A 21,533-nucleotide genomic window follows, 5' to 3' on the forward strand; every position below is an offset into this window, starting at 1 on the left:
GGCGGATTCGATTGAATCGAATAAAAATATCCGGTTTTATCAAATGCGCCGTTAAAATGTGTCGCCATAACGCGCGCGGCGCTGCCGTCAAAAATAAAAAAAGAAAATAAATCAGATCAATCCGGCTTCCAGCAGCAAATGCAACGCCGGGATCGATACCAGCGATACGACTGTTGCCAGGAACGTGGCGCCTGAAATCAATTTGGAATTCATGCCGTAAATTTCCGAGAACACCAAAGGCGTCATGGCGGGCGGCATGGCGGATTCGATAATGGCGACGTTTCGGTCCAATGGCGCAAATGAAATGATGTGCGTGAGACCGATGCCGAGAATCGGAGCGAAGAACAGCTGAATCACAGTGACCAAAATCGCCGGGACGGCGGCGACTTTGAGGTATTTCGGGGACAGCGACAGGCCGAGTGAAATCATAATGAGGGGAACCATCAACCCGGACAGGTAGCCGAGCGTGGTTGTGAGGAATGTCGGCAGAATGGTGATTTGGAATCCGAGAATCACCAGCACGATGGAGACAAACCAGGCAATCATCGGCGGGAACTTGACAACTTGTTTCACCATACTGACTTTTTGGCCGCTGACTTTAATGCCGAGGTACGTGCCGATGAAAATGATGATAAAAAGAGTGGCGGTGTCACAGAAAATGGCGCGGACAAATCCGTCGACGCCGTAAAAACCGGAACAGACGGCAAATCCCATGAAAGCCGTGTTGCCGCAGCAGGAAACCAAGATGAATGCGGCCAAAGATTTCATGTCCATTTTCATCGCTTTGCCGATCAAATAAGAAACGCCGGCGCAAGCCAATGAAATGATGAGGATGAAAATTGTCAATTTGAAATACGACGCCAAATCGCTTCTTTGGACGTTGGTCAAAATGGACAGGAAAATGGTGGCCGGCATGGCGACGCTGATGACGATGTTGTTCAGCGCCACTTTGTCTTTTTCAGACAAAATGCCGATGTGTTTGAGAAGGAAACCGAGCAGAATGAGGATGACGATAATGTAAATAATGTCCATGAAATCACGATTGTTCTAAATGTTTTATTTGTTTTGAAACGATGCTTATTTTGAGTTTGAAGTTCTATTTAATATTATTTTAATTGAACAATCGTGATTTTTTATTTTCAGATATTTCAATTATTGACTGATTCCGTTTTTTGTTTTTTTATTCTTGTGATGAATTCATTTCATTTTTTTTATTCTCTTATTTTTCCGTTTTTTAATTTATTGTTTTTTTATTCTCTTATTTTCAATAAGTTTGAATCGGGTTTTTCGTTCCGGTTTCTTCCATAATTTTGTATTGCGTGTTTCTGAGTTTCGGCACGCGTCCGATTTGCCGGATGCAGTTTTCGATTTTTTGCTGCGTCATGGATGATCCGTATTTGGAGCCGGCCGCTCTGGATATATTTTCTTCCATCAAGGTGCCGCCAAAGTCGTTGGCGCCGGAACAGAGTCCCACTTGACTGAATTTGGTTCCGAGTTTGACCCATGATACTTGGATGTTGGGCAATTTTTCCTTGAACAGCAGGCGCGGGATGGCGTACATCTTCAAGTCCGTTAAGCCGGAGGCGCCGCTTTCGACCAATCCTTTTTTGATCAAGGGTGTGTTTTCATGCAAAAACGTGAGCGGGATAAATTCTGTGAATCCGCCGGTTTCTTCCTGAATCCGTTTGAGGCGGAAGAGGTGTTCCACACGGTCTTTGTTTTCCTCAATGTGGCCGTACATGATGGTGCATGTCGTCGGAATACCGGTTTTGTGAGCGGTTTTAATCACTTTTTCCCAGTTGTCGGCGGAAATTTTGTCCGGGCAAAGCGTTTTTCGAACGTCGTCCACCAAAATTTCGGCGGCGGTTCCGGGAATCGAATCAAGACCGGCTTCTTTGAGCATTATGAGCGCCGTCTTCAGGTCAAGGCCTGCATTTTCGGCGGCGGCGAAAACTTCCATGGGTGAAAAAGCGTGAATTGAAATGCCGCCGATCGGGTTTGTTTGTGCGCGGATGCTTTTCAAGATCTCAACTTGGAAATGCGTGTCAATTTCCGGCAACAGCCCGCCCTGAACACAAACTTCCATCGCGCCTGCCATTTTGGCGTCGCAGGCTTTTCGGCCGACTTGCTCCGGCGTCAAAAAGAATGCGGACGGGCTGTTCTTAGCCACTTTAAATGCGCAAAATTGACAAGAGCCGCTGCAGACGTTTGTGAAATTGATGTTGGCGTTTAAAATATACGTCACATCGTTGCCGCAAAGATCATTTCGAACGCTATCGGCTGCTTTTAATGTATCGAATAAAATCGCGTCGTTCTCAAACAGTTCTAAGCAGTCTTGTTTCGACATCTCTTTGTTTTTGAATTGAAACGGATCCATGAGAATCACCGCTTATTTCAACTTTTTACATGTATAAATAGTTAATTTACCGTTCACTTGCCGCCCAAATAACCGGGTGAACAATACAGAATCAGATTGTGAAATTGAATTCATTAAAAATTGGTTCACATTTCTGAATATTTAAATAGAAATAAGACTAACAACAATCAAAAATAAAACAATATCAATTATCAATATCAATTATCAATATCAATTATCAATATCAATTATCAATCCTATTTATCTCAAATATCGTTTTATTTTCAAAAGAAAGCGGTTGTTTTATGGAAAAAAGCGTCATCTTAGATCCGATTCACGGTTATATTGAATTCAATGAGTTTGAGCAGCGTTTGTTCGACACGCCTCAAATGCAGCGCTTGCGCCGGATTAAGCAGCTCGGCTTTTCCAGTTTGGTTTATCCGGGCGCCAACCATACCCGCTTTGAACACAGCATGGGTGCGATGCACCTCGCCTCTCTCTTTCTGAAAGTCCAAGAGCCGGAAAACAACAAAATGGATGAAATCATCGTTGCCGCTCTTCTTCACGACATCGGCCACGGTCCGTTTTCGCATGCCACCGAAAAGCTCATCGAAACTTATACGAACCGCAAGCATGACAACGTGTCGGATTTGATTTCCAAAAATGAAATCGGCGACGTTCTCAAAGATTACGGTTTCACGCCGTCGAAAATCGCCAAACACATTGCCGGCGACACGCCGCTCAGTCAAATTCTCAGCAGTGAAATCGATGTCGATAAAATGGATTATCTGGCGCGCGACATGCATTACACCGGCGTTTCTTCGGGAAGTGTCGACTACATGCGCCTTTTGAATCACATGAGTTTTTACGAAGACCGTTTGGTTTTGTCGGCGAGCGCCATCAAAGCCGCCGAATCCCTTCTCGTTTCCCGCTACTGGATGAACTCATCCGTTTATTACCACCACGTTTCCCGAATTTCGGAAACGATGTGTTCCCGCGCCTGCAGCCACCTTTTGGAAGACAAAGTCGTCCGTCCCGCCGATTTCGCCCGCATGGACGACATGGGACTCACGGTGACCATGCGCAACGCCGACGGTTTCCCCGGTGAAATCGCCGAACGCCTCGACAACCGCAATTTGTTCAAACGCGCCTTGTACGACGGTCTTGACATCGTCGGAACAAACGTGTTTGAGCACCGCAAAAACATTCCCCGGATTGAGCGGGAAATTGCCGAAAACGCCGGTGTCGATCCGGAATATGTGATGGTCGACATTCCGCAAAAGCCGGAAATGGCTGAAATGAAAGCGCTTGTCATGGACCGCACAATGAAAAAATTGACGGACGTATCGCCGTTCGTTCACGTTTTGGCGGTCGCGCAGGAAAGCGTTTGGCGGATGGGCGTTTTTTCACCTAAAGAGCATCTTGAAGTGGTTTCAAAAGCGGCTTATGACTTTTTTGATGTATCCAGAAAGCCGAAAACAAAACAATTCCGATTTTCGGATATTGATCCTGGATTATTGTAAATTAAATGTAATTCGTAACTCATTTTTTCTAACTTGTACAAACCACCCCGCAAAATCAGACGCTTTGCGTCTGTATTTTGCGGAATCCGATCCGCAGATACATTCTATTTTATGGTACAGATTGCACCTTCTGTTTTCTAACAATACACTTGTTTCTTGGTACCGATTTTTACCTTCAGTTCCAACAATACAGTTTTTTCCTAATCCGATTTTCACCAACGGTTTCTGACAATACAGTTGTTCCCTAATCCGATTTTCACCTGCTGTTTCTAACAATACAGTCTTTTCCTAATCCGATTTTCACCTACTGTTTCCAAATGCACCTTCCCATTACGTGATATCCGCTTAAACAGACGCTTCGCGTCTGTTTAAGCGGGACGGTTCGTTTGAGATATTTAATATACAAATTAGAACCACACAAATAAAAACACAAAAGACAGAGAGAAAGAAACAGCCGTCAACACATAATTTATTTCATTTACGGTTTTATTGGAACTGTGCGTTGCTGCAAAAAATCCGGAAAGCGCGCAGAAAAGTGCGATTCTGAGAAATGGAAAATAGGGGGATAAATCGGAAATGGATTCAATTGGATATGATACTCCCGAATCGTAAAATAGAATGAATAATCCGGACGCAAAACTCATCAGCGGAAAAAGGGCGCCCAGTAACGCAGACAAAAGACGCGATTTTGTGACAAAGCCATAGAATATGCTGCCAAAAAGAAGGTAAGTTAAGAAAACAAAATCCCAAAGCAATAGGAGTATTCCGGAATGGATCTTTGAGAATAAATCTAATTGTGAAATTTTTAACAAAACCGAAAAAACCAACAAGAGAATTAAAAAAAGAAAAATGTTGACTTTCGTTGTGGTTTTTCTATTTGATGAATTCATAAAAAACACTTTTTTTCAGTTAATTCGGAAAAATTTCACAATAAATATCAACAACAGAAAGATGATTGAAAATTCAAAGAAATAGTGAAATCCCCGGATATCCGGGTCAGTTTCTTCTTCTTTTGAAAAAAACCATCCGGAAAGCCCGCTTAAAATGATAATAACCCAAAGTGTCCACTCGGTTGTTAAACAATAATAAAACGGAATAATTGGCAGCAAAATTCCGAGTAAAACAGACAAGATTTGATTTTTGGAGAAAAATCCAAAAAGTGCTGCACCAACCAAGATTAAGAATAAAATCAATAATATGAGCAAAAAAGCCCAGCCACTTGAAAGTAAATTATAATTATTGTCCGGGTTGCAAATTTGCGAAATAACAATGTAAAAAATTAAAAAACCAACAAATAAAATAATGTTGGTTTTAGTTGTTGGTTTGTATTTCATCTATATAAAAAAGATAATGGAATATATAAAATTAGTTAGCATAGAATCTATAAACTATATATTGTGTCTTTTGCCTTTGTTTTTATATATTTGCAAATTCAATCAACTCTTTTTACATAATTCAAAAAATTATCTCATATTTTTGAATAATCGCTATAAAAACCATCCCCATAACGCGCGCGCCCGCCGCCCGTCAATCTCAAAAATTTCAACGGTTTCTTTGAAATAAGAATACGACGTTTCTCCACTTTTATTGCTTTTAATTCAACTAAATTTGTGAGAAGAATTTAATACTACAATTTGTTTCATTCCATTACATTTGAGGACTTCTTTATGCCATCCAATTTTGAAATTATTGAGAAAGACGGCGCCGGTCGAATCGGACGTTTGAAAACGCCCCACGGAACTGTGGAAACGCCGACCGTGATGCCCGTCATCAATCCCAATCTCCGGGTCATCGAGCCCGCCGAAATGAGAGACTTCGGCGCCGAGATCCTGATCACCAACTCTTATATTATCTACAACAAACCGGAACTCCGGGAAAAAGCGATTGCCGACGGCCTTCACGCGCTGCTCGGATTCGACGGCCCGATCATGACCGATTCCGGATCCTTCCAATTGTCCGTTTACGGCGAAATCAACGTCGAAAACGCCGAAATTATTGCTTTTGAGCAGCAAATCGGAACCGATATCGGCGTTCCGCTCGACATCCCGACCGGTCCAGACGTTTCCTACGAAAAAGCGCTTTCTGAAATGACGACCACGCACGAACGCCTCAAAGAGGCCCGCGAAATCGTCGAACAAACTCGAATCGCTGCCGCTTCCAAACCGGAATCCGAGAAAAAGCGCGGCGACAACATGATGCTTGCCGGCCCGATTCAAGGCTCCACGCACATCGATCTTCGGGAAAAAAGCGCCGCTTACCTTTCCGATCTCGACTTTGACGTTTATCCGATCGGCGCCGTCGTTCCGCTCATGGAAGCCTACCGCTACCGGGAACTTGTCGACGTCATCGTCGTCGCCAAAAAGAATCTCAATCCGGTTGCGCCCGTCCACCTTTTCGGTGCCGGCCACCCCATGATGTTTGCGCTTGCCGTCGCCCTCGGCTGCGATCTTTTCGACTCGGCGGCCTACGCGCTTTACGCCAAAGGCGGCCGCTACATCACAGTCAACGGCACATACCAAGCCGACCGCTTGAAATATCTGCCCTGCTCTTGTCCGGTCTGCAGCACGCACACCGCCGACAGCCTCAGAAAAGCGCCCAACGTTGAAGAATTGCTGGCGCGCCACAACTTATACGTCACCTTTGAAGAAATCCGGCAAATCAAACAAGCCATCGCCGACGGCAAACTGATGGAATTGGTCGAACTCCGGTGCCACTCCCACCCGCAAATGCTGGGGGCGCTGGACGCCATTTTTGCGCATGCCGACTGGCTGGAACAGCATGATCCGGCCGCCAAATCCACATTCTTCGAATGCAGCGCCGCATCCGCCAACCGTCCGGAAGTTTTACGATACGAAATGCGGCTCGACCGGTTTAGTTTCACCGGAACCGCGCTCATCCGCTCCTATCCGTCTCAAAAGGACAAAGAATACGATAACGTTCTCGCCTTTAAGCCGCCCTTTGGCGCTTATCCGGTCGAGCTTGATGAAAATTATCCGTTCAACGCGGAAGTTCGGGACACGCCCGGTCCGGAATCGCTCAAAAAGGCGATCGACCACACCATTCAGCTGATCCGTCAAAACCCAAATGCCAAATTCACATTCGTAAAAGGACGGCGGCTCAATCAATTCGATGAATCCTATTTTGAAGAATTGAAGACGGTCTGCACCGTTTTGGACCGGTTTGAGGAAAATAAGGAACAATAAAGACCAATAAGGACCAACTTTGAGGATGAACCCTTTTCATGCCGAATTCATCAAATATATACGACAATAAATATTAAAATGATGAATTCATTCAGGGTTCAAACTTCAAAACAAATTCAAAAATTAACGTTTACCATCCATTTCAATTTTCAAAATCATCAAAAATTAAATCAAAAATTAAATCAAAATTTTCAAAATTTTCAAAATTATTAAATATTTTATAGCCGGTTGACTTTTTGATGTCGGTCCGGGTGATCAATTTGTCTCTCAAAACTAAAATAATGCCTTACATTACGATGCTCCGTCCGGAAATCGCGTTTATGGACATCACGCTTCCGGCTTCCGCCGCAATGCTTGCCTATTATTTTGCCACCGGCGGCCTCCCGAACCTTTGGCTTTTTTTGCTGGCGACCATCGGCGGTTTCTTTGCCATCACCAGTTCTTACGTTTTTAACGATTGCGTCGACGTCGACATCGATCTTATCAACCTGCCGAGCCGTCCCTTGCCGTCCGGTCAAGTTTCCCGAAAAAGCGCGTTTATATATGCCACAGCACTGGCATTGATTGCGGTTTTCATTTCCTTTTACATGAATCCGGAATCCTTCGTCGTCCTTTTGATCGCGCTTTTCATCATCACGCTCTACTCCGTTTTCTTTAAAAGAAAAACGCCGTTCAGTTTCGTTCCGGTCGGTCTCGCTTACGGTCTCGTCCCAATCGGTATCTGGCTTGCCTTTGCGCCGGCCGGCATTCTGACGCCCGCAATTGGTCCGTACTTTACGGGCATGGTCAGTGCGCTCACCGACGTCCAGTTAACCTATTTGCTTCCGCTTCCGGCGCTCTTCTTCGGCCTCATGATTTGTATGACCGACTGGGGATTCACACTCGCCGGCGTTTCCCGCGACGTTGAGGGCGACCGTCAAAAAGGCGCGCCGACGCTTCCGGTCACATACGGCATTCCGCTGACGGCCAAATTCGTTTTGGTCATTTGGATCATCGGCATCGTCCTGTCCATCGCCATCGGACTTTCCGCCAACCTCGGACCGCTTTACTTCATTGTTGCGATCCTTTCCGGTCTTTGGATGCTGCGCCACTGTTTGAAATTTATCAAAAACCCCACGCCTGAAGTTGGCGGCCGTTTGTTCGTCGACGGGTCCAACTACCGCGGCGTCATGTTCTCCGCCATGATTTTGGATATCCTATTGTTGGTTTTTGTTGACGTCTACCCGACGCTTTTGCAGCTTCTCGGATTCGTTTGAATCCGATCTTTCTCATTTTTCGGTGGCGGCGCCGCGCGCGTTACGGCAATGTCTTCTCTTTTAAGTTTCAAAATGATGGATCAACTCTATTTTTTTGTTTTTGTTATTTTTTGTTATTTTGTCCGTTGGCAAATAATTATATAATTTCCAAGGAATGGTTACGTAAAATTAATTCATTCCACTATGATTTAACGATTTGAGGTTTCATTATGTCTGAAAAAATTGATATTGCAGTCATCGGCGCGTCTCCCGCCGGTTTAATGGCGGCCCGGTATGCGGCGATGGGCGGCGCCAACGTCAAATTATTTGAACGCAAAGAACGCATCGGCGACGATCCGCACCCGGCCAACTCCTTTTTCAAGGGAATGCTCAGCTACACCGGCGAAAAAGTCGATTCGTCTTACGTGGTTCATGAAATCGACGGCATGAAATTGGTTTCTCCGGGCGGTCACACGATCACGGTGGAGACGCCCGGCTATGCGATTGACAAAACGATTTTCGACCGGTTCTATGAACAAAAAACAATTAAGGCCGGCGTCGACATTCAAACGGGAACGGAAGTTCTCGACGTCAAAAGAAAAGAAGACGGCGTCACCTTAAAAATAAAACCGGTAGACCGCGATGAAAAAGAAAAAATCAAAGTCAAACTCGTGATTATCGCCGACGGCATTTTGTCCAAAAACGCCAAAGCAGCCGGATTAAACACCATGAAACACCCGGAAGACATCGCCTGGGGCACCGAACTCGAAATCCACGCGCCCGGCTCCGGCATCGGCGACGCGAAATTTGCCGAATATTACGTCGGCAGTCTCGCGCCCGGCTGGAAAACCAGTTATCTTCCGCGCGGCGGCGACAACGCGGCGATCGGCGCCTACGTTCGTTATTTCGGAAAAGACGTTTCCCAATTCTTAAATCCATGGGTTGAAAAATTCAAGGAACTCAAAGGCTTGTCGGACGATCAATTTGAAATCGTGACGTCCAAAAGCGCCGGCGACCCGATCGTGACGATTCCGGACAAAATCTACGGCGCCAATGTGATGGTTGTCGGCGGCGCTGCCGGACAATCCGGCATCGGATACGCCATGCGTGCCGGACAAATCGCCGGCGACGTGGGCGCGAAAGCCGTTGCAAAAGACGACTTTTCGGAAAAAACATTGTCCGGCTATCATTCCCAATGGAAAAAAGACTTGTCCGTCGAACACACATTCGGACGCGTCGGGCTTGAAACGCTGAGAAAAATGGACGACACGGAAATCGATGAGCTCTTTGAAGTGTTTGAAAACGAAGATATTTCGTCCATGATCAAAGGCAGTGCGATGGACCAAGGCCTTTCCGTTTTGGAACTGATGCTGAAGAAAAAGCCGTCCGCCATCTTGAAAGCCGGCGCTTATTTCAGAAACAGATGATTCTATCTGTTTCTTTTTATTTTCATTTATTTCATTTATTTTTCATTGACAGCGATTGATTTTATTTTGATTTGCATTTTGGTTTACGTATTCATTTTATTTTTCGTATTGAGGTTAAAATATGGCGTCTTCTCAGGAATTTGTCGATTTCGTCTGCGAGCAACTTAGAGGAACGGGTGTTGTTTCTTCCCGAAAGATGTTTGGGGAATATGCCGTTTACCTGAACGGAAAAGTGGTGGCGTTGGTTTGCGACAATCAATTTTTCCTCAAACCAACAGAAGCCGGACGCCAAATGCTCACAGACGCCGGATGTTTGGTGGAGTCGCCGCCGTATTCCGGGGCTAAGCCGTCGTTTCTCATCGATGATTTGGAAGACAGCGACTTCCTTTGCGAACTCGTTTTGAAAACGTATGAAGAATTGCCGGCGCCGAAACCGAAGAAACCAAAATCTGAGAAGCTGGAGAAATCGAAAAATTCGGAGAAATCTGAAAAATCTGAAAAATCCGAGAAAAGCTCTCAAGAAGCGAAAAAATCGACAACTCAAAAGAAAAAACCGTAACATTTGGTGGCAAAATGAAATATCCGATTTATAAAAATCCGTTCTTTGAAGTGGATATCGAGCCGTTTGAAGGCAAAACGAAAGTGACGTCCAAAGGCATTTTGGCTCCCGTTCTCGGAAAACGTGTTTCTAAGGAAATGTCCTTTTTCGATCAAAAAAAATACATCACGGAACTGATGCCGGATTCCGATCCGGATTCTTATTTGGACCGCTACGGTCGTTCGCTCATCTTTTCGACCTGGATGGCGCCGATTCCGTCGCCGGTTTTTTCCCGCTTGGTCAAAAGCCGGATGATGTCGGGATTCGGGAAATACAAACCTGAACAGGTAACCATTTCCATCACGGAAGAATGTCCGAACCGGTGCCTCCACTGCGCGCTGCCGAATAAAAACAATCATTCCAAGCTGAGCGTTCCGGAAGTCAAAGACGCGATTGACCAATGCATTCGCGCCGGTGCCACAAGCATTATTTTTGACGGCGGCGAACCGCTCGGGTATGCCGGTCTGGAAGAATTGATTTCGTACGTCGATCCGAAACAGGCAATCGCTTGCATGTTCACATCCGGCGTCGGACTCACGCCTGAAAAAGCCCAATCCTTAAAGGACGCCGGTCTTTATTCGATCACAATCAGCATTGACAGCCCAATTCAATCGGAACACGACCGGATGCGCGGAGTTTTGGGCATTTTTGACAAAGCGACGGCCGGCATTAAAAATGCGCTGGCGGCCGGACTCTTGGTGAATATGTACATCGTTTTGGCGCCGCACAACGTCAATGATTTGGAAAAAATCTATCAGCTGGCCACCGATTTGCACATTCACGAACTGTCTTTTTATGAAATTGTGCCCACCGGACGCTGGCTCAACAACACAAATGAAATTTTAACGCCGGCACAACACGAAATGTTTGACGAATTTGTTCGACGGTGCGAAGCCGATCCCGCCGGTCCGAAACTTTTCCCGGGTCCGATTATTGTGGACACGTTCGGCTGCATGGCCGGCCGGCAGTGGATGCACATCACGCCGGAAGGCAATATTTTACCATGTTCCTGCGTTCCGATTCCGTACGGCAACATCAAAGACGGCAAGAATGCGGTGTCTGAGGCTTGGAAAAAGATTCGAAAGGATCCGGCGTACAGCAAAGCGGAAGGTTGTCTGATGCGGGACGCTGAATTCCGAGAAGAATACGAAGACCGGTTTGAATAATTGAAAAACCGGACTTTTTTCCTTTTCCTTTTTTCTTTCTTCTTTTCTTCTTTTCTTCTCTTTTTTTGGGGGCGGCGTGCGCGCGCGTTATGGCGATACTTTTTCTTTGGATTTTTGAAATCATTAACTAAAGCTTGTAAACCATGCCGCCGATTCCATTTTTATAAGGTTAAAAACGATAAATTTTCGATATTTATTTATATATTGGGTTCCTTTTTGTTATTAATAATGCCTACCATGCCTAGTTATTGAATTATTCTTCTTTGAACCATTCATTAATGCACACTCGGGTAGGCTATTATTCTTATTTATTTTGAATCTTTTTTGGTGTTCAACATGAATAACAATCTGCCTCTATCGGTTGACAATCAAACAATTCTTTTAATGAATAGAGGCCTTATTATTCGTGATCAAACCTATGTTGAGAATTTTCTTTTGAACAACACTTTTTACAGATTAAAAAACTACACACGCCCATTTCAAGATAATAGTCTTGAGGGACATCCGTTTGTCAACAACACTTGCTTTGAAGATGTATTGGATGTTTATAATTTTGATATTGATTTGCGGTCTTTGATCTTTAAGGCAACAGAAAAAATTGAAATTGCATTTCGAACTCAATTGATTCAACATTATTCGTTAGCGTATGGCGCTCATTGGTATTTAGATGAAAAGCATTTTCGAAGTCAATCAAGTTACACAATATTTCTGGCCGATTTTTTCAATACGTTGCAGCGCAGCACCGAAGATTTTATTGAACCATACAAAATGAAGTCCGGCTCAACCTGTTGGATGGTGCCCGCATGTTGGATCAGTTTTGAAATTATCAGTCTCGGGAAGCTTTCAAAATTGTTCACAAATTTATATCAATCAGACTCCTGCAAAAAGAAAATTGCAGACCATTTTAAAATTAAATCTCCGCTTGTTTTAGAAAATTGGATCTACTGCATCAGCGTCGTCCGAAATATTTGTGCTCATCATGGTCGGCTATGGAACCGAACAATTCCAATGGACATCGAATTCCTTAAAAAAACTTGTTCGGGATCGTTCATTCAAAATTTGAACATTCCATCAAACAAAATTTATGCTTACATCTGTGCAATTCAGTATTTGTTAAACGCAATTGACCCGGAAAATGATTTCAAGATCGGATTATTCGATTTATTTGAAAAGAACCCGTCAATTAATTTAAGCGAAATGGGATTTCCGATTGATTGGCGTTCTGAAGCTTTTTGGATGTAATAAATTATTGGCGGGCGCCGACGCGCGTTACGGCGACACATTCTCTTTGTTTTTTTAAAAATCGAGGACGGTTTTTGAAAACTTCAAGCAAGCCATCCCGTAAAATCAAACGCGATAGCGTTTGTATTTTACGGATACCGCTGAACAGATTCGGGTACAGTAACTGCAGATGCGACTCAGTATTGCAAACAGCAACTCTAATCTAAAAACAGTCACCCGTAGGTGCAATCTGTACTAAATCAGAATGTATCTTATTGATCGGATTCCGCAAAATACAGACGCCAAAGGCGTCTGATTTTGCGGGTCGGTTTGCTTGATTTTGAAAGAAATGTTTGCGGGTCGGTTTGCTTGATTTTGAAAGAAAAGTTTGCGGGTCGGTTTGCTTGATTTTGAAAGAAATGTTTGCGGGTCGGTTTGCTTGATTTTGAAAGAAAAGTTTGCGGGTCGGTTTGCTTGATTTTGAAAGAAAAGTTTGCGGGTCGGTTTGCTTGATTTTGAAAGAAAAGTTTGCGGGTCGGTTTGCTTGAATTGTTTAAAAGCCAACCGACCTTCTTTTTGAAAATCTTCAAAAATGGGTGCCGTAACGCGCGCGCATGCCGGCGCAGAACAACAAAACAAAATACAGAATAGCTGCAAAAAAGTGAAAAACGACGAGAGGGGGATTTGAACCCCCGAGTTGCAGAGCAACATAGGATTAGCAATCCTACGCCCTACCGAGCTAGGCTATCTCGTCACATAAAATGACAAAAGTAAAATACGGCTCAGTCTTTCCCCTATAAAGAAAGATGAAATATTTAATGTTTGCCGTAAAAAAGGACTTATTCAGTTTTTCTTGTTTTATTCGTCGAATCCGATCATGAATGATAGGTTCATTTTGAATAAAAAAGGCGGGCATGCATTAAGTTGCTGCCCCTTCCGCAAACAGTTTCGAAAATCTCTCCTCCGCCCCGCAACCCTCTCAGCGACTGTTGTCCGCGGTAAGTCTGCTCCCTTCCGGGCCTGGACCGGTGTCCACGATTAAGAAAGGCAAACCGAAACTCCTTTCAATTCGCCTGTCACCACATTCCCGATAGGACGAGGTTTCAACGTTAAGATTTTGGGCATATTTGCGGTTGGGAACATCTTCCCTTTGCTTCGCCACTCGCTTATCGGCGATTTCGAGTTACAGGCAACGCCGAGCTGCCCTGACTAGCCCACCAGGCTATCAATAAGTATGGGATAATTTATAAGACTATCCCCTCTTTCCCCGATACTGAATTTTTCCCGATATCGATATTTCTTATTCGATCACGCCTTTTTCCCGGGCGAGTTTTTCCATCGCAGGCGTGTATTTTTCAAACCGCCAGAGGCCGTAACGAACCCAGTTTTCGGCGTTGGGAATCTGCTCTGCCAATGCATAATTCAGCAGCTTTTCGTCCCACATTTTCATCGCGTCCGGGTGTGTTATTCTCAGATTTTCAAAGTCCGCCAGCGACGCCGCCGGACAAAGCCAGCAGCCGATCCGGTCGAGTCCTTTTTCGTAAAGCGGGTTGTATTGCAGTTTGTTTCTGAAAATGTAAAGCCAAACGTGAAGCGCTGTCCACTCTTGAATCGGCGCGGCGCCGACTTGTCCCCGAACGGACGGGCTTTTCCAAATCCGCTGGCTTCGGGCGCGGGCCAATGATTCGTATTGGCGCTGTCCGATAAACGTCAAACAACCGCCGCCTTCCAAATAATTGGATTCGATCAGCGTCGTAATCGGCGTCAATTTACAGGATTGCGTACACCAGCGGTTATCCACGTGCGGCGGACCGTTGATTTCAAATCCGTCCCAGAAAATACCGCCGGCACTAATCTCTTTGAGCGGTTTTTGATAAATTTGAACCACATCCGCCACGTTTTGAATCGTTTCGTCAAATTCAAGGCCGGTGTCGGAAAACAAAATTTCATAATCAAAAGCGTCTTTCGATGCCAGCTGCGTCAAATGAAGCGTCACCAAACTGTCTTTCCCGCCGGAAAATGAACAGGTAATCTTTTTGTTGACGTTTCCCGCCGCGTTTCTAATGAATTGGATCGCGTCCGCTTCGACTTGGTCTAAAATCTCACGGTTGGCAGCGATGGCTCTTTCCCACAACTCAGCAGTTGTTTTTCCGTCCATTTCGGACGCCGGCATATCCGCCGGCGGTTCCGATTCGACCGGAAAACCGCTCCACCGGTTTTTAACGGCTTTGCCGCGCTGCGCTTGTTTCATTTCATCGCTGCTCATTTTCGCACGGCCGGCCGCCACGACTTCAAAATTCGGGGTGATGACGACCACTTCGTCTTCCGTTTGAATGCCCGGGGCCGTTTTTAAGATGCCCGGCACCAAAACGCTGGTCCCGTCCGCGATAAACGGAATCGCGCCTTCATTAATCATAATCCAGCTTTTCAAAACACCGTTTTCAATATCTTCCGCCATCGTTTTAATTTTCGGATTAAAAATCCGGCGGGCGCCTTCCAGGCGCAAAAGAAGTGTCCAGTCTCGTTTCTCAACTTCAAAACGAATCGTTCCGATCACGACGCCGTCGCAAACGATTTCTTCCATCCGGTCTTCGTAAGGCGCTTTGTTGTAAACGACAAACTCGCCGTCCGCAATTAATTTTTTTCCGAATTGACGGATAGACACATCGTTGATCCGGGCGATATCGTACGGGAAAGCCGGCCGGACGTCGCCGGGCGGGGTGATGTTCACAAACTTCGTCTCCGCGCCGCAAGCGCATTTTTCGCCGAGAACCGGCACATGACATGCGTCGCACCAATGAAGAACAAGTTTTCCCAAAAAAACAGGTTTTGCCATGAATGCAAAAAGAAAGTTCATCTATTTAAAAAGAATCGGGGAACAAGACCGAGAATAACCGGAAAAAGGAAACGGAGTCAAAAAAGATGTGGAAATAATATGATAGGATGTGAAAAAGATTGAGATTGAAATCTAAAGCTATGGTTAAACAGCAACAGGTGAACTTCAGTATTTATATTTTATGATTTACCTCATTGTTTTGGCATTCAAAGTCCATGTTCAAATGGAGCCGTGTATTTACTTTAAAGAACAAGTATTATATTTGAAATATTATTTCTGATTGATTCTTATACTTTATTTTTTAAATTTTGGCGTTCATTTAATATCTATATTTTTTTATAAAAATAATGATATCTCATGTCATACTATTTATCGATGCTGTTTTTAAATTATCTTTGTGTTTTTTTTGGATCATTTTTTCCCGTTAGACCCGCTATACTACTCTGCTTTATATCTTTTATAACACTTTGTTATTTTGTAAACGCCTTACGAATTATATAAAGAATTTGAAAATTTCAGTGCGATTTAAGTTATATAGCAAAAAATCAGATTACAGGTGGATTACAGTTGATTTTGACTTTGGGGGTAATTCTTACCAACAAGAGAAATTGGCCAAAGCGGGGGTTTTGGTCCTTTTCTTTAAGTCTGCTGTAATTTGATTGATTTATTTTTGCGTACAAAAAATAGAGAAATATTGAAACCACTTTTGACGGATTCAATTGTTCTCATTCGTACGGAGGTTTGAAAACATGTCAGATATATTCGCAGAATTAGCACAAGCCGTTGAGAAACAAAACATCGCCGGCGCCGTTGAGAAAACCAAAGAAGCTCTTTCTAAAAATGTCGCACCGCTCGACATCATCCAAAAAGGTCTCGCGGCCGGTATGAAAGTTGTCGGTGAACGCTTTGAATCCGGAGAACTCTTCTTGCCGCAAATCATGATGTCCGCCAAGGCCATGAATGAAGCAATGGTCCTCCTCACACCGGAACTCGCCAAGAGCAACAACACTGCAAGCGCAGGCGTTGCAATCTCCTTCGTTCAGGAAGGCGACATCCACGACATCGGCAACAGATTGGTTTCCACCATGCTCGGTGCAAACGGCTTTGAAGTGAAATTCCTCGGCGTCGATGTTCCGAACGAAAAAGTCGTCGATGAAGTTAAAACCGCAAAAGGCGACAAAGTCTTGCTCGTCGGCTCCGCTTTGATGACCACCTCAATGCTCGGTCAAAAAGACTTAATGGTTATGATCAACGAAGAAGGCATGCGCGCAAAAGCAAAATGCATGTTCGGCGGCGCACCGGTTTCCAAAGCCTGGATCGATGAGATCGGCGCTGACGGAACAGCCGAAAACGCAGCTGAAGCCGTGAACGTTGCAAAGAAAATTATGGCCTAATGGTGATTGAAATGGCATACACAAAATCAGTTGACTGTTACGAATTCTACGACCGCTCCAAAGTTGGAGAAAAATGCTCTCAAGACGAATGGGACTTAATGAGAATCCCGATGAAAGCCGCAGAGCTCAAACAAAAATACAAACTCGACTTCAAAGGCGAATTTGTTCCGACCAACGCCGACATGGTTGAAAAACTCTTCTGGGCAGGTTTCGACATGCTCCTTGAGTCCGGTATCTTCGTGACCGACAACCAAAGAGTTGTGAAATACACCGCAGACGAAATGTGGGACGCAATTTCCAACCCGCAATACGAATTCCAACTCGGTTCCGGCCGTGACGCCGTCCAAGTTAGAAAGAGAAACGTCGGCGACAAGAGAGGCCCGATCATCCAGGGCGGTCCGACAGGATCCCCGGTTTCCGAAGACGTCTTCATGAAAGTTCACATGAGCTACGCTCTTGAGAAAGAAGTCGACACCATCGTGAACGGTGTTATGACCTCCGTCCGCGGAAAACCGCCGGTGCCGAAAACCCCGTACGAAATCTTGTCCGCAAAATACGAGACCAGAATTATCAAAGAAGCAACAGCACTTTCCGGCAGACCGGGCATGGGTGTCTAGGGCCCCGAAACCTCCCTCTCTGCACAAGGTAACATCAGTGCAGACTGTGCAGGCGGCATGCAGCCCTGGGACAGCCACGAAGTCTCTCAACTCAACGAATTGAAGATCGACCTCGACGCTATCTCCGTTATTGCTCACTACCACGCCAACAGCGACATCATCATGGATGAACAAATGCCGATCTATGGCGGATATGCCGGCGGCCTTGAAGAGACAGCAATCATCGACGTTGCATCTCACATCAACGCCTTCGTGATGTCCGGTGCCAGCTGGCACCTTGACGGTCCGGTCCACATCAGATGGGGATCCACCAACACCAGAGAAACCCTCGCCGTTGCCGGATGGACCTGTGCTGCCATCAGCAACCACACTGACTTCCTCTCCGGAAACCAGTACTACCCGTGCGCAGGCCCGTGCACAGAAATGTGCTTCCTCGAACTTGCCGCACAAGCCATCACTGACTCTGCATCCGGCCGTGAAATCCTCTCCGGAGTTGCCGCCGCAAAAGGAGTCGTTGAGAACAAAACAACCGGTATGGAAGCCCGCATGATGGGAGAAGTCGCCCGTGCAGCAGCAGGCGTCGACATTGCTGAAATCAACAAGATCCTCGGCAAACTCGTCCCGATGTACGAGAAGAACTATGCCACCGCACCGGCCGGCAAGACCTTCCAAGAATGCTACGACGTCAAGACGATCACACCGACCGACGAACACGTTAAAGTCTACGAAGGCGCCAAGAAGAAGCTCGAACAACTCGGACTTGTCTTCTAAACCGGCTTGCCGTAAAAATAATGAAATCAGGAATGGGTTTGGAGGCAACTCCAAATCCCTCATCCGTTTCATATTTTATATTTATCTTCATTATCTGATCAAACGTCGGCAACGACAAGAACAATCGGTTGTGGTTTATCGTGCGTTCTTCGAGCCGGGTCGTCTTGGTCTTGCTTAAAGTACCTTATCAATAAAGAAAAAACGGGTCATTAAACAACGTTTCAGTTTGTTTAATCAAAAGTGTGTTTATATTTATGGAATGTGTGGGAATTATTTTCTCAAAAAAGAACGTTAAAATTGTTCATCGTCATCAATCGCAATTTGTTAGATATTTGGGGATATCTACGATTCAAAATCAGCTCTGTGAAAGAATATTGTCAACACTGTTGTAAAGAATATTGTCAACACTTGTGAACAATTATTTGTAAAGGATGATTTGAAGTCAAAGATTTGGATGTGGTTCAATTGAAAAACACCGGATTCGGATTTAACCGCGAGCAATCGGCTCGAACGGATATGATCAACCGGGGAAGATCATTTGATTATTTGGGGTGCAGTAGTCGTTACTGTGCTTAAAATATTCCGAAATTTGACATTGCTATTATATTACATATGATAAAAATTGATGCTTCCGGGTCCTCTGTTTTCCGGAAAAACAATTCTTCACGTTATTTTTTGGTTCTTTTTTCCCGGCGTTTCCTTGACACGCTTTTTTTAAACGCTGCGGACGGATACTAATGCCCCTTTTGACAGAAAAGAGGTGTAAATATGAGCACAATTGAAATTTTAAATATCGGCATCTTTCTTGTGGCCATTGTCATAATTGCCTACTTGTTGTTTGATGCCTACCGGGTTTCGATCAAATCAAAACCCAAAAAGGAGTGATGGGAGATGGAACTTGAAAAGAAGCTTCGACCATATCACGTATGGGCACTTGGTGTCGGTATCGTGTTGGTCGGCGAATACATGGGCTGGAACTTCACCGTGGCGAAAGGCGGCATTTTGGGCGCTCTTTTGGCCATGATCGTGGCCGGTGTGATGTACATCATTATCTCCATCTGTGCCAGTGAACTCGGCGCATCCACCAAATTGGCCGGCGGTCCCTATGATTGGGTTCGTCTGTTCGTTGGACCGGGCGCAGCCGCAATTGTTGGTCTCGGCGTTTATATGGAATATATCGCGCTATCCGCTGCTGACGCTATTGTCGTCGGTCAGCTTGCCGCCGCTTACATTCCGGGTATTAACGTTCAAGCCGTTGCCTTGTTGATCTTGGCTATCTTGACATTTATTAACTATCGTGGTGCCGTAACGGCTCTGACCTTGAACTTCTTCCTGACGTTCGTGGCAGCCATTGCGATCTTGTTGTTCTTCTTGTCTTCCGCAACCGGTATCGGCGGCGTGACTCTGCACCCGGAAAATCTCTTCAGCGGCGCTATTCCGTACGGAATGGTCGGCCTTTTCGCAGCGCTTCAGTTTGGTCCTTGGTTCTATCTGGGTATCGAAGGCGCCGCTATGTGTGCTGAAGAATGTAAGAAACCGACCCGTGCCGTTCCGCTCGGACAGCAGGCCGGTATGATCACCTTGCTTTTGATGGCCGGTATGACCTTGTTCATTTGTTCCGGTTTGATCGACAGCGACAAACTCGGTGCCTCCGTGTACCCGCTCTTCGAAGCAGCTCAAAACAGCGGCGTCGGAATCTTCATCTTCCTCTTGGCCGTCGGTACTTTGTTCACATGTATTGCCAGCGCCAACGGTTGTGTCAACGACTCTTCCCGGTCTTGGTTCGCTCTCGCCAGAGACGAATTCGTTTCGGACTGGTTCGCTGCCGTTCACCCGAAGTATAAGAGCCCGTACCGTGCCGTTATCTTCACATTGCCGGTCGCCGTCGGTTTCGCGTTCAGCGGTTACCTGGACCAGGTTATTACCTTCTCCATCATCTCCGGTCTCGTCTGTTATGTGATGATTCCGTTCGCTTTGATCCGGTTCCGCAAAATGTACCCGACCAGCACCTCTCAAGTTCGTCCGTACATCGGACCGCTCCAGCCCTACATTGCGATGTTTGCCATCGTGATTGCGGTTGTGATCATGTCGACTTTCTACTGGGCCTATCAGTTGAACCTGATTTTCGCCCTGGTCTTCTATGTGGTGGCCTACTTCTACTTCTCGTGGCGCTACAAGAAAATGAAGAGCACAAGAAAGGCACAGTTCAGCTGGGACGCCAAATTGGGCTGGCCCGACCCGGAAGTCCAACTGGGACAAAAAGCACAAGTGAACACTGAAGGAGGCAACAACAATGGCAATTGATGAAGCACACTACAAGAAGTGGCTGACGCTTGACTCCGCTGTGATTATTGTGATGTGGCTCGCGCTCGTTATTTCCGAGACGTACGTCGCCTATTACATTCTGCACTCCGTCATCAGTCAGGGACTTGAACTGCCGATCGCTTTGATCGGGGTTTATGTACTCTTCCTGCTCTTGATGTTTACCATTAACGGCCTCGGATGCTACAAGGTGTGGGTTTCTATTAAGGAACACATGTACGAAATGGAATACTACGGATGAGGTGAAAATATGTCCACAAAATCAACAACAACCCAAGAAAAACCAGTTGTCAAGCAAGGTTTGGCCATGCAGGTGTTCGACATTATCTTCATCTTCGCCTTGGCTTTTGCTTGCGTCGTTATTCCTGTGTTCATCAAAGGAGGAACGATTGTCGGCGGAGAGGGCATTGCCGGTCAAATTGTTTGGAACACGACGGGCTACTTTTCCACACTGATTGTAATTCTCATATTCTTCGTTGTGATTCTCTATCACTCCGTCAAGAACTATGATTATTAAAATCACTCAAAAAACGAAAAACACTAAAAAACCAATAAACTCGAATAAACAACGAAACAAAACAAAAAAAGCAAAACAAAAGGTCTAACAAAAACACCATCTTTGACGGATCCGGCTCGTGCTTGTCCAACCGGACCCGTTATCGACTGTTCTTTTTTGCATCCCCCCTTGCCTTTTTGCAATGTTTTTTTTGTTTTCTCGTTTAAAAACCGCATTTTCATTTCTTATCTTCAATCAAGAAGTGCATAATTTCATGACTTCGTAAGAAGTCATGAAATTTAAGCACTTTCTTGGCCTATTATTCAGCCTATTTTCTAAATTTTTTAATTCTTCCCAACTTACCTTTG

Annotated in this window: 15 protein-coding genes, 1 tRNA gene, 1 other RNA gene and 1 pseudogene; 12 read left to right on the forward strand and 6 right to left on the reverse strand. The window is 45.3% G+C overall.

Annotated elements, in window-relative coordinates:
* Nucleotides 1-111 precede the first annotated feature (111 nt).
* Together MsAg5_RS06785 and cofH are read right to left on the reverse strand one after the other, a co-directional pair.
* Nucleotides 112-1,032, reverse strand: a complete 921-nt coding sequence (locus tag MsAg5_RS06785; RefSeq protein WP_338099877.1) for an AEC family transporter — start codon at nt 1,030-1,032, stop codon at nt 112-114.
* Nucleotides 1,033-1,264: 232 nt separating this feature from the next.
* Nucleotides 1,265-2,377 (reverse strand): 5-amino-6-(D-ribitylamino)uracil--L-tyrosine 4-hydroxyphenyl transferase CofH, encoded by a 1,113-nt coding sequence (gene cofH / locus MsAg5_RS06790; protein ID WP_338099878.1) that lies wholly within the window; start codon nt 2,375-2,377, stop codon nt 1,265-1,267.
* Between the two features lie 284 nt (nt 2,378-2,661).
* Here cofH and MsAg5_RS06795 point away from each other — a divergent pair, with 284 nt between their 5' ends.
* The gene (locus tag MsAg5_RS06795) at nt 2,662-3,879 is read left to right on the forward strand and encodes an HD domain-containing protein (protein ID WP_338099879.1); all 1,218 of its coding nucleotides are present in this window, start codon (nt 2,662-2,664) and stop codon (nt 3,877-3,879) included.
* A 905-nt stretch (nt 3,880-4,784) separates the two neighbouring features.
* Here the strand turns inward: MsAg5_RS06795 and MsAg5_RS06800 are convergent.
* Nucleotides 4,785-5,213, reverse strand: coding sequence for a hypothetical protein (locus MsAg5_RS06800; RefSeq protein WP_338099880.1), 429 nt, complete (start codon nt 5,211-5,213; stop codon nt 4,785-4,787).
* A gap of 333 nt (nt 5,214-5,546) precedes the next feature.
* On the opposite strand from MsAg5_RS06800, the gene tgtA reads away from it, so the two are divergent.
* The 6 genes from tgtA (at nt 5,547) to MsAg5_RS06830 (ending at nt 12,750) form a co-directional block, all read left to right on the forward strand.
* A complete protein-coding gene (gene tgtA, locus MsAg5_RS06805) occupies nt 5,547-7,082 on the forward strand; it encodes a tRNA guanosine(15) transglycosylase TgtA (protein ID WP_338099881.1) in 1,536 nt (511 codons plus the stop codon).
* A gap of 251 nt (nt 7,083-7,333) precedes the next feature.
* Nucleotides 7,334-8,338 (forward strand): UbiA prenyltransferase family protein, encoded by a 1,005-nt coding sequence (locus MsAg5_RS06810; protein WP_420847002.1) that lies wholly within the window; start codon nt 7,334-7,336, stop codon nt 8,336-8,338.
* Nucleotides 8,339-8,547: 209 nt separating this feature from the next.
* The gene (locus tag MsAg5_RS06815; protein WP_338099883.1) at nt 8,548-9,744 is read left to right on the forward strand and encodes an NAD(P)/FAD-dependent oxidoreductase; all 1,197 of its coding nucleotides are present in this window, start codon (nt 8,548-8,550) and stop codon (nt 9,742-9,744) included.
* A 121-nt stretch (nt 9,745-9,865) separates the two neighbouring features.
* Nucleotides 9,866-10,303: a TfoX/Sxy family protein gene (locus tag MsAg5_RS06820; RefSeq protein ID WP_338099884.1), complete on the forward strand. Its 438-nt coding sequence runs from the start codon at nt 9,866-9,868 to the stop codon at nt 10,301-10,303.
* Between the two features lie 14 nt (nt 10,304-10,317).
* A complete protein-coding gene (locus MsAg5_RS06825; protein WP_338099885.1) occupies nt 10,318-11,508 on the forward strand; it encodes a radical SAM/SPASM domain-containing protein in 1,191 nt (396 codons plus the stop codon).
* Between the two features lie 336 nt (nt 11,509-11,844).
* Nucleotides 11,845-12,750: an Abi family protein gene (locus MsAg5_RS06830; RefSeq protein ID WP_338099886.1), complete on the forward strand. Its 906-nt coding sequence runs from the start codon at nt 11,845-11,847 to the stop codon at nt 12,748-12,750.
* 648 nt (nt 12,751-13,398) lie between these two features.
* On the opposite strand, the gene MsAg5_RS06835 is transcribed toward MsAg5_RS06830, so the two are convergent.
* The 3 genes from MsAg5_RS06835 to MsAg5_RS06845 all read right to left on the reverse strand — a co-directional run bounded on the left by MsAg5_RS06835 (nt 13,399) and on the right by MsAg5_RS06845 (nt 15,565).
* Nucleotides 13,399-13,483 (reverse strand) — tRNA-Ser (locus MsAg5_RS06835).
* Nucleotides 13,484-13,635: 152 nt separating this feature from the next.
* Nucleotides 13,636-13,949, reverse strand: an RNA gene (gene ffs / locus MsAg5_RS06840) — signal recognition particle sRNA.
* A gap of 80 nt (nt 13,950-14,029) precedes the next feature.
* Nucleotides 14,030-15,565 carry a phosphoadenosine phosphosulfate reductase domain-containing protein gene (locus MsAg5_RS06845; protein WP_338099887.1) on the reverse strand — a complete coding sequence of 512 codons (1,536 nt, stop codon included), beginning with the start codon at nt 15,563-15,565 and terminating at the stop codon, nt 14,030-14,032.
* Between the two features lie 749 nt (nt 15,566-16,314).
* On the opposite strand from MsAg5_RS06845, the gene MsAg5_RS06850 reads away from it, so the two are divergent.
* The 5 genes and pseudogenes from MsAg5_RS06850 (at nt 16,315) to MsAg5_RS06870 (ending at nt 21,186) form a co-directional block, all read left to right on the forward strand.
* A complete protein-coding gene (locus MsAg5_RS06850; RefSeq protein ID WP_338099888.1) occupies nt 16,315-16,959 on the forward strand; it encodes a methyltransferase cognate corrinoid protein in 645 nt (214 codons plus the stop codon).
* Nucleotides 16,960-16,970: 11 nt separating this feature from the next.
* Nucleotides 16,971-18,347: pseudogene (locus tag MsAg5_RS06855) on the forward strand (monomethylamine:corrinoid methyltransferase).
* Nucleotides 18,348-19,238: 891 nt separating this feature from the next.
* Nucleotides 19,239-20,651: an amino acid permease gene (locus tag MsAg5_RS06860; protein WP_338099889.1), complete on the forward strand. Its 1,413-nt coding sequence runs from the start codon at nt 19,239-19,241 to the stop codon at nt 20,649-20,651.
* Complete coding sequence (locus tag MsAg5_RS06865) at nt 20,641-20,910, forward strand: monomethylamine transporter (RefSeq protein WP_338099890.1); 270 nt, start codon at nt 20,641-20,643, stop codon at nt 20,908-20,910. Before MsAg5_RS06860 ends, MsAg5_RS06865 begins: the two co-directional genes overlap by 11 nt.
* Before the next feature lie 9 nt (nt 20,911-20,919).
* Nucleotides 20,920-21,186, forward strand: a complete 267-nt coding sequence (locus tag MsAg5_RS06870) for an AcrB/AcrD/AcrF family protein (protein WP_338099891.1) — start codon at nt 20,920-20,922, stop codon at nt 21,184-21,186.
* The last annotated feature ends 347 nt before the right edge of the window (nt 21,187-21,533 follow it).

The sequence above is a fragment of the Methanolapillus africanus genome, assembly GCF_032714475.1.
Lineage (GTDB): Archaea > Halobacteriota > Methanosarcinia > Methanosarcinales > Methanosarcinaceae > Methanolapillus > Methanolapillus africanus.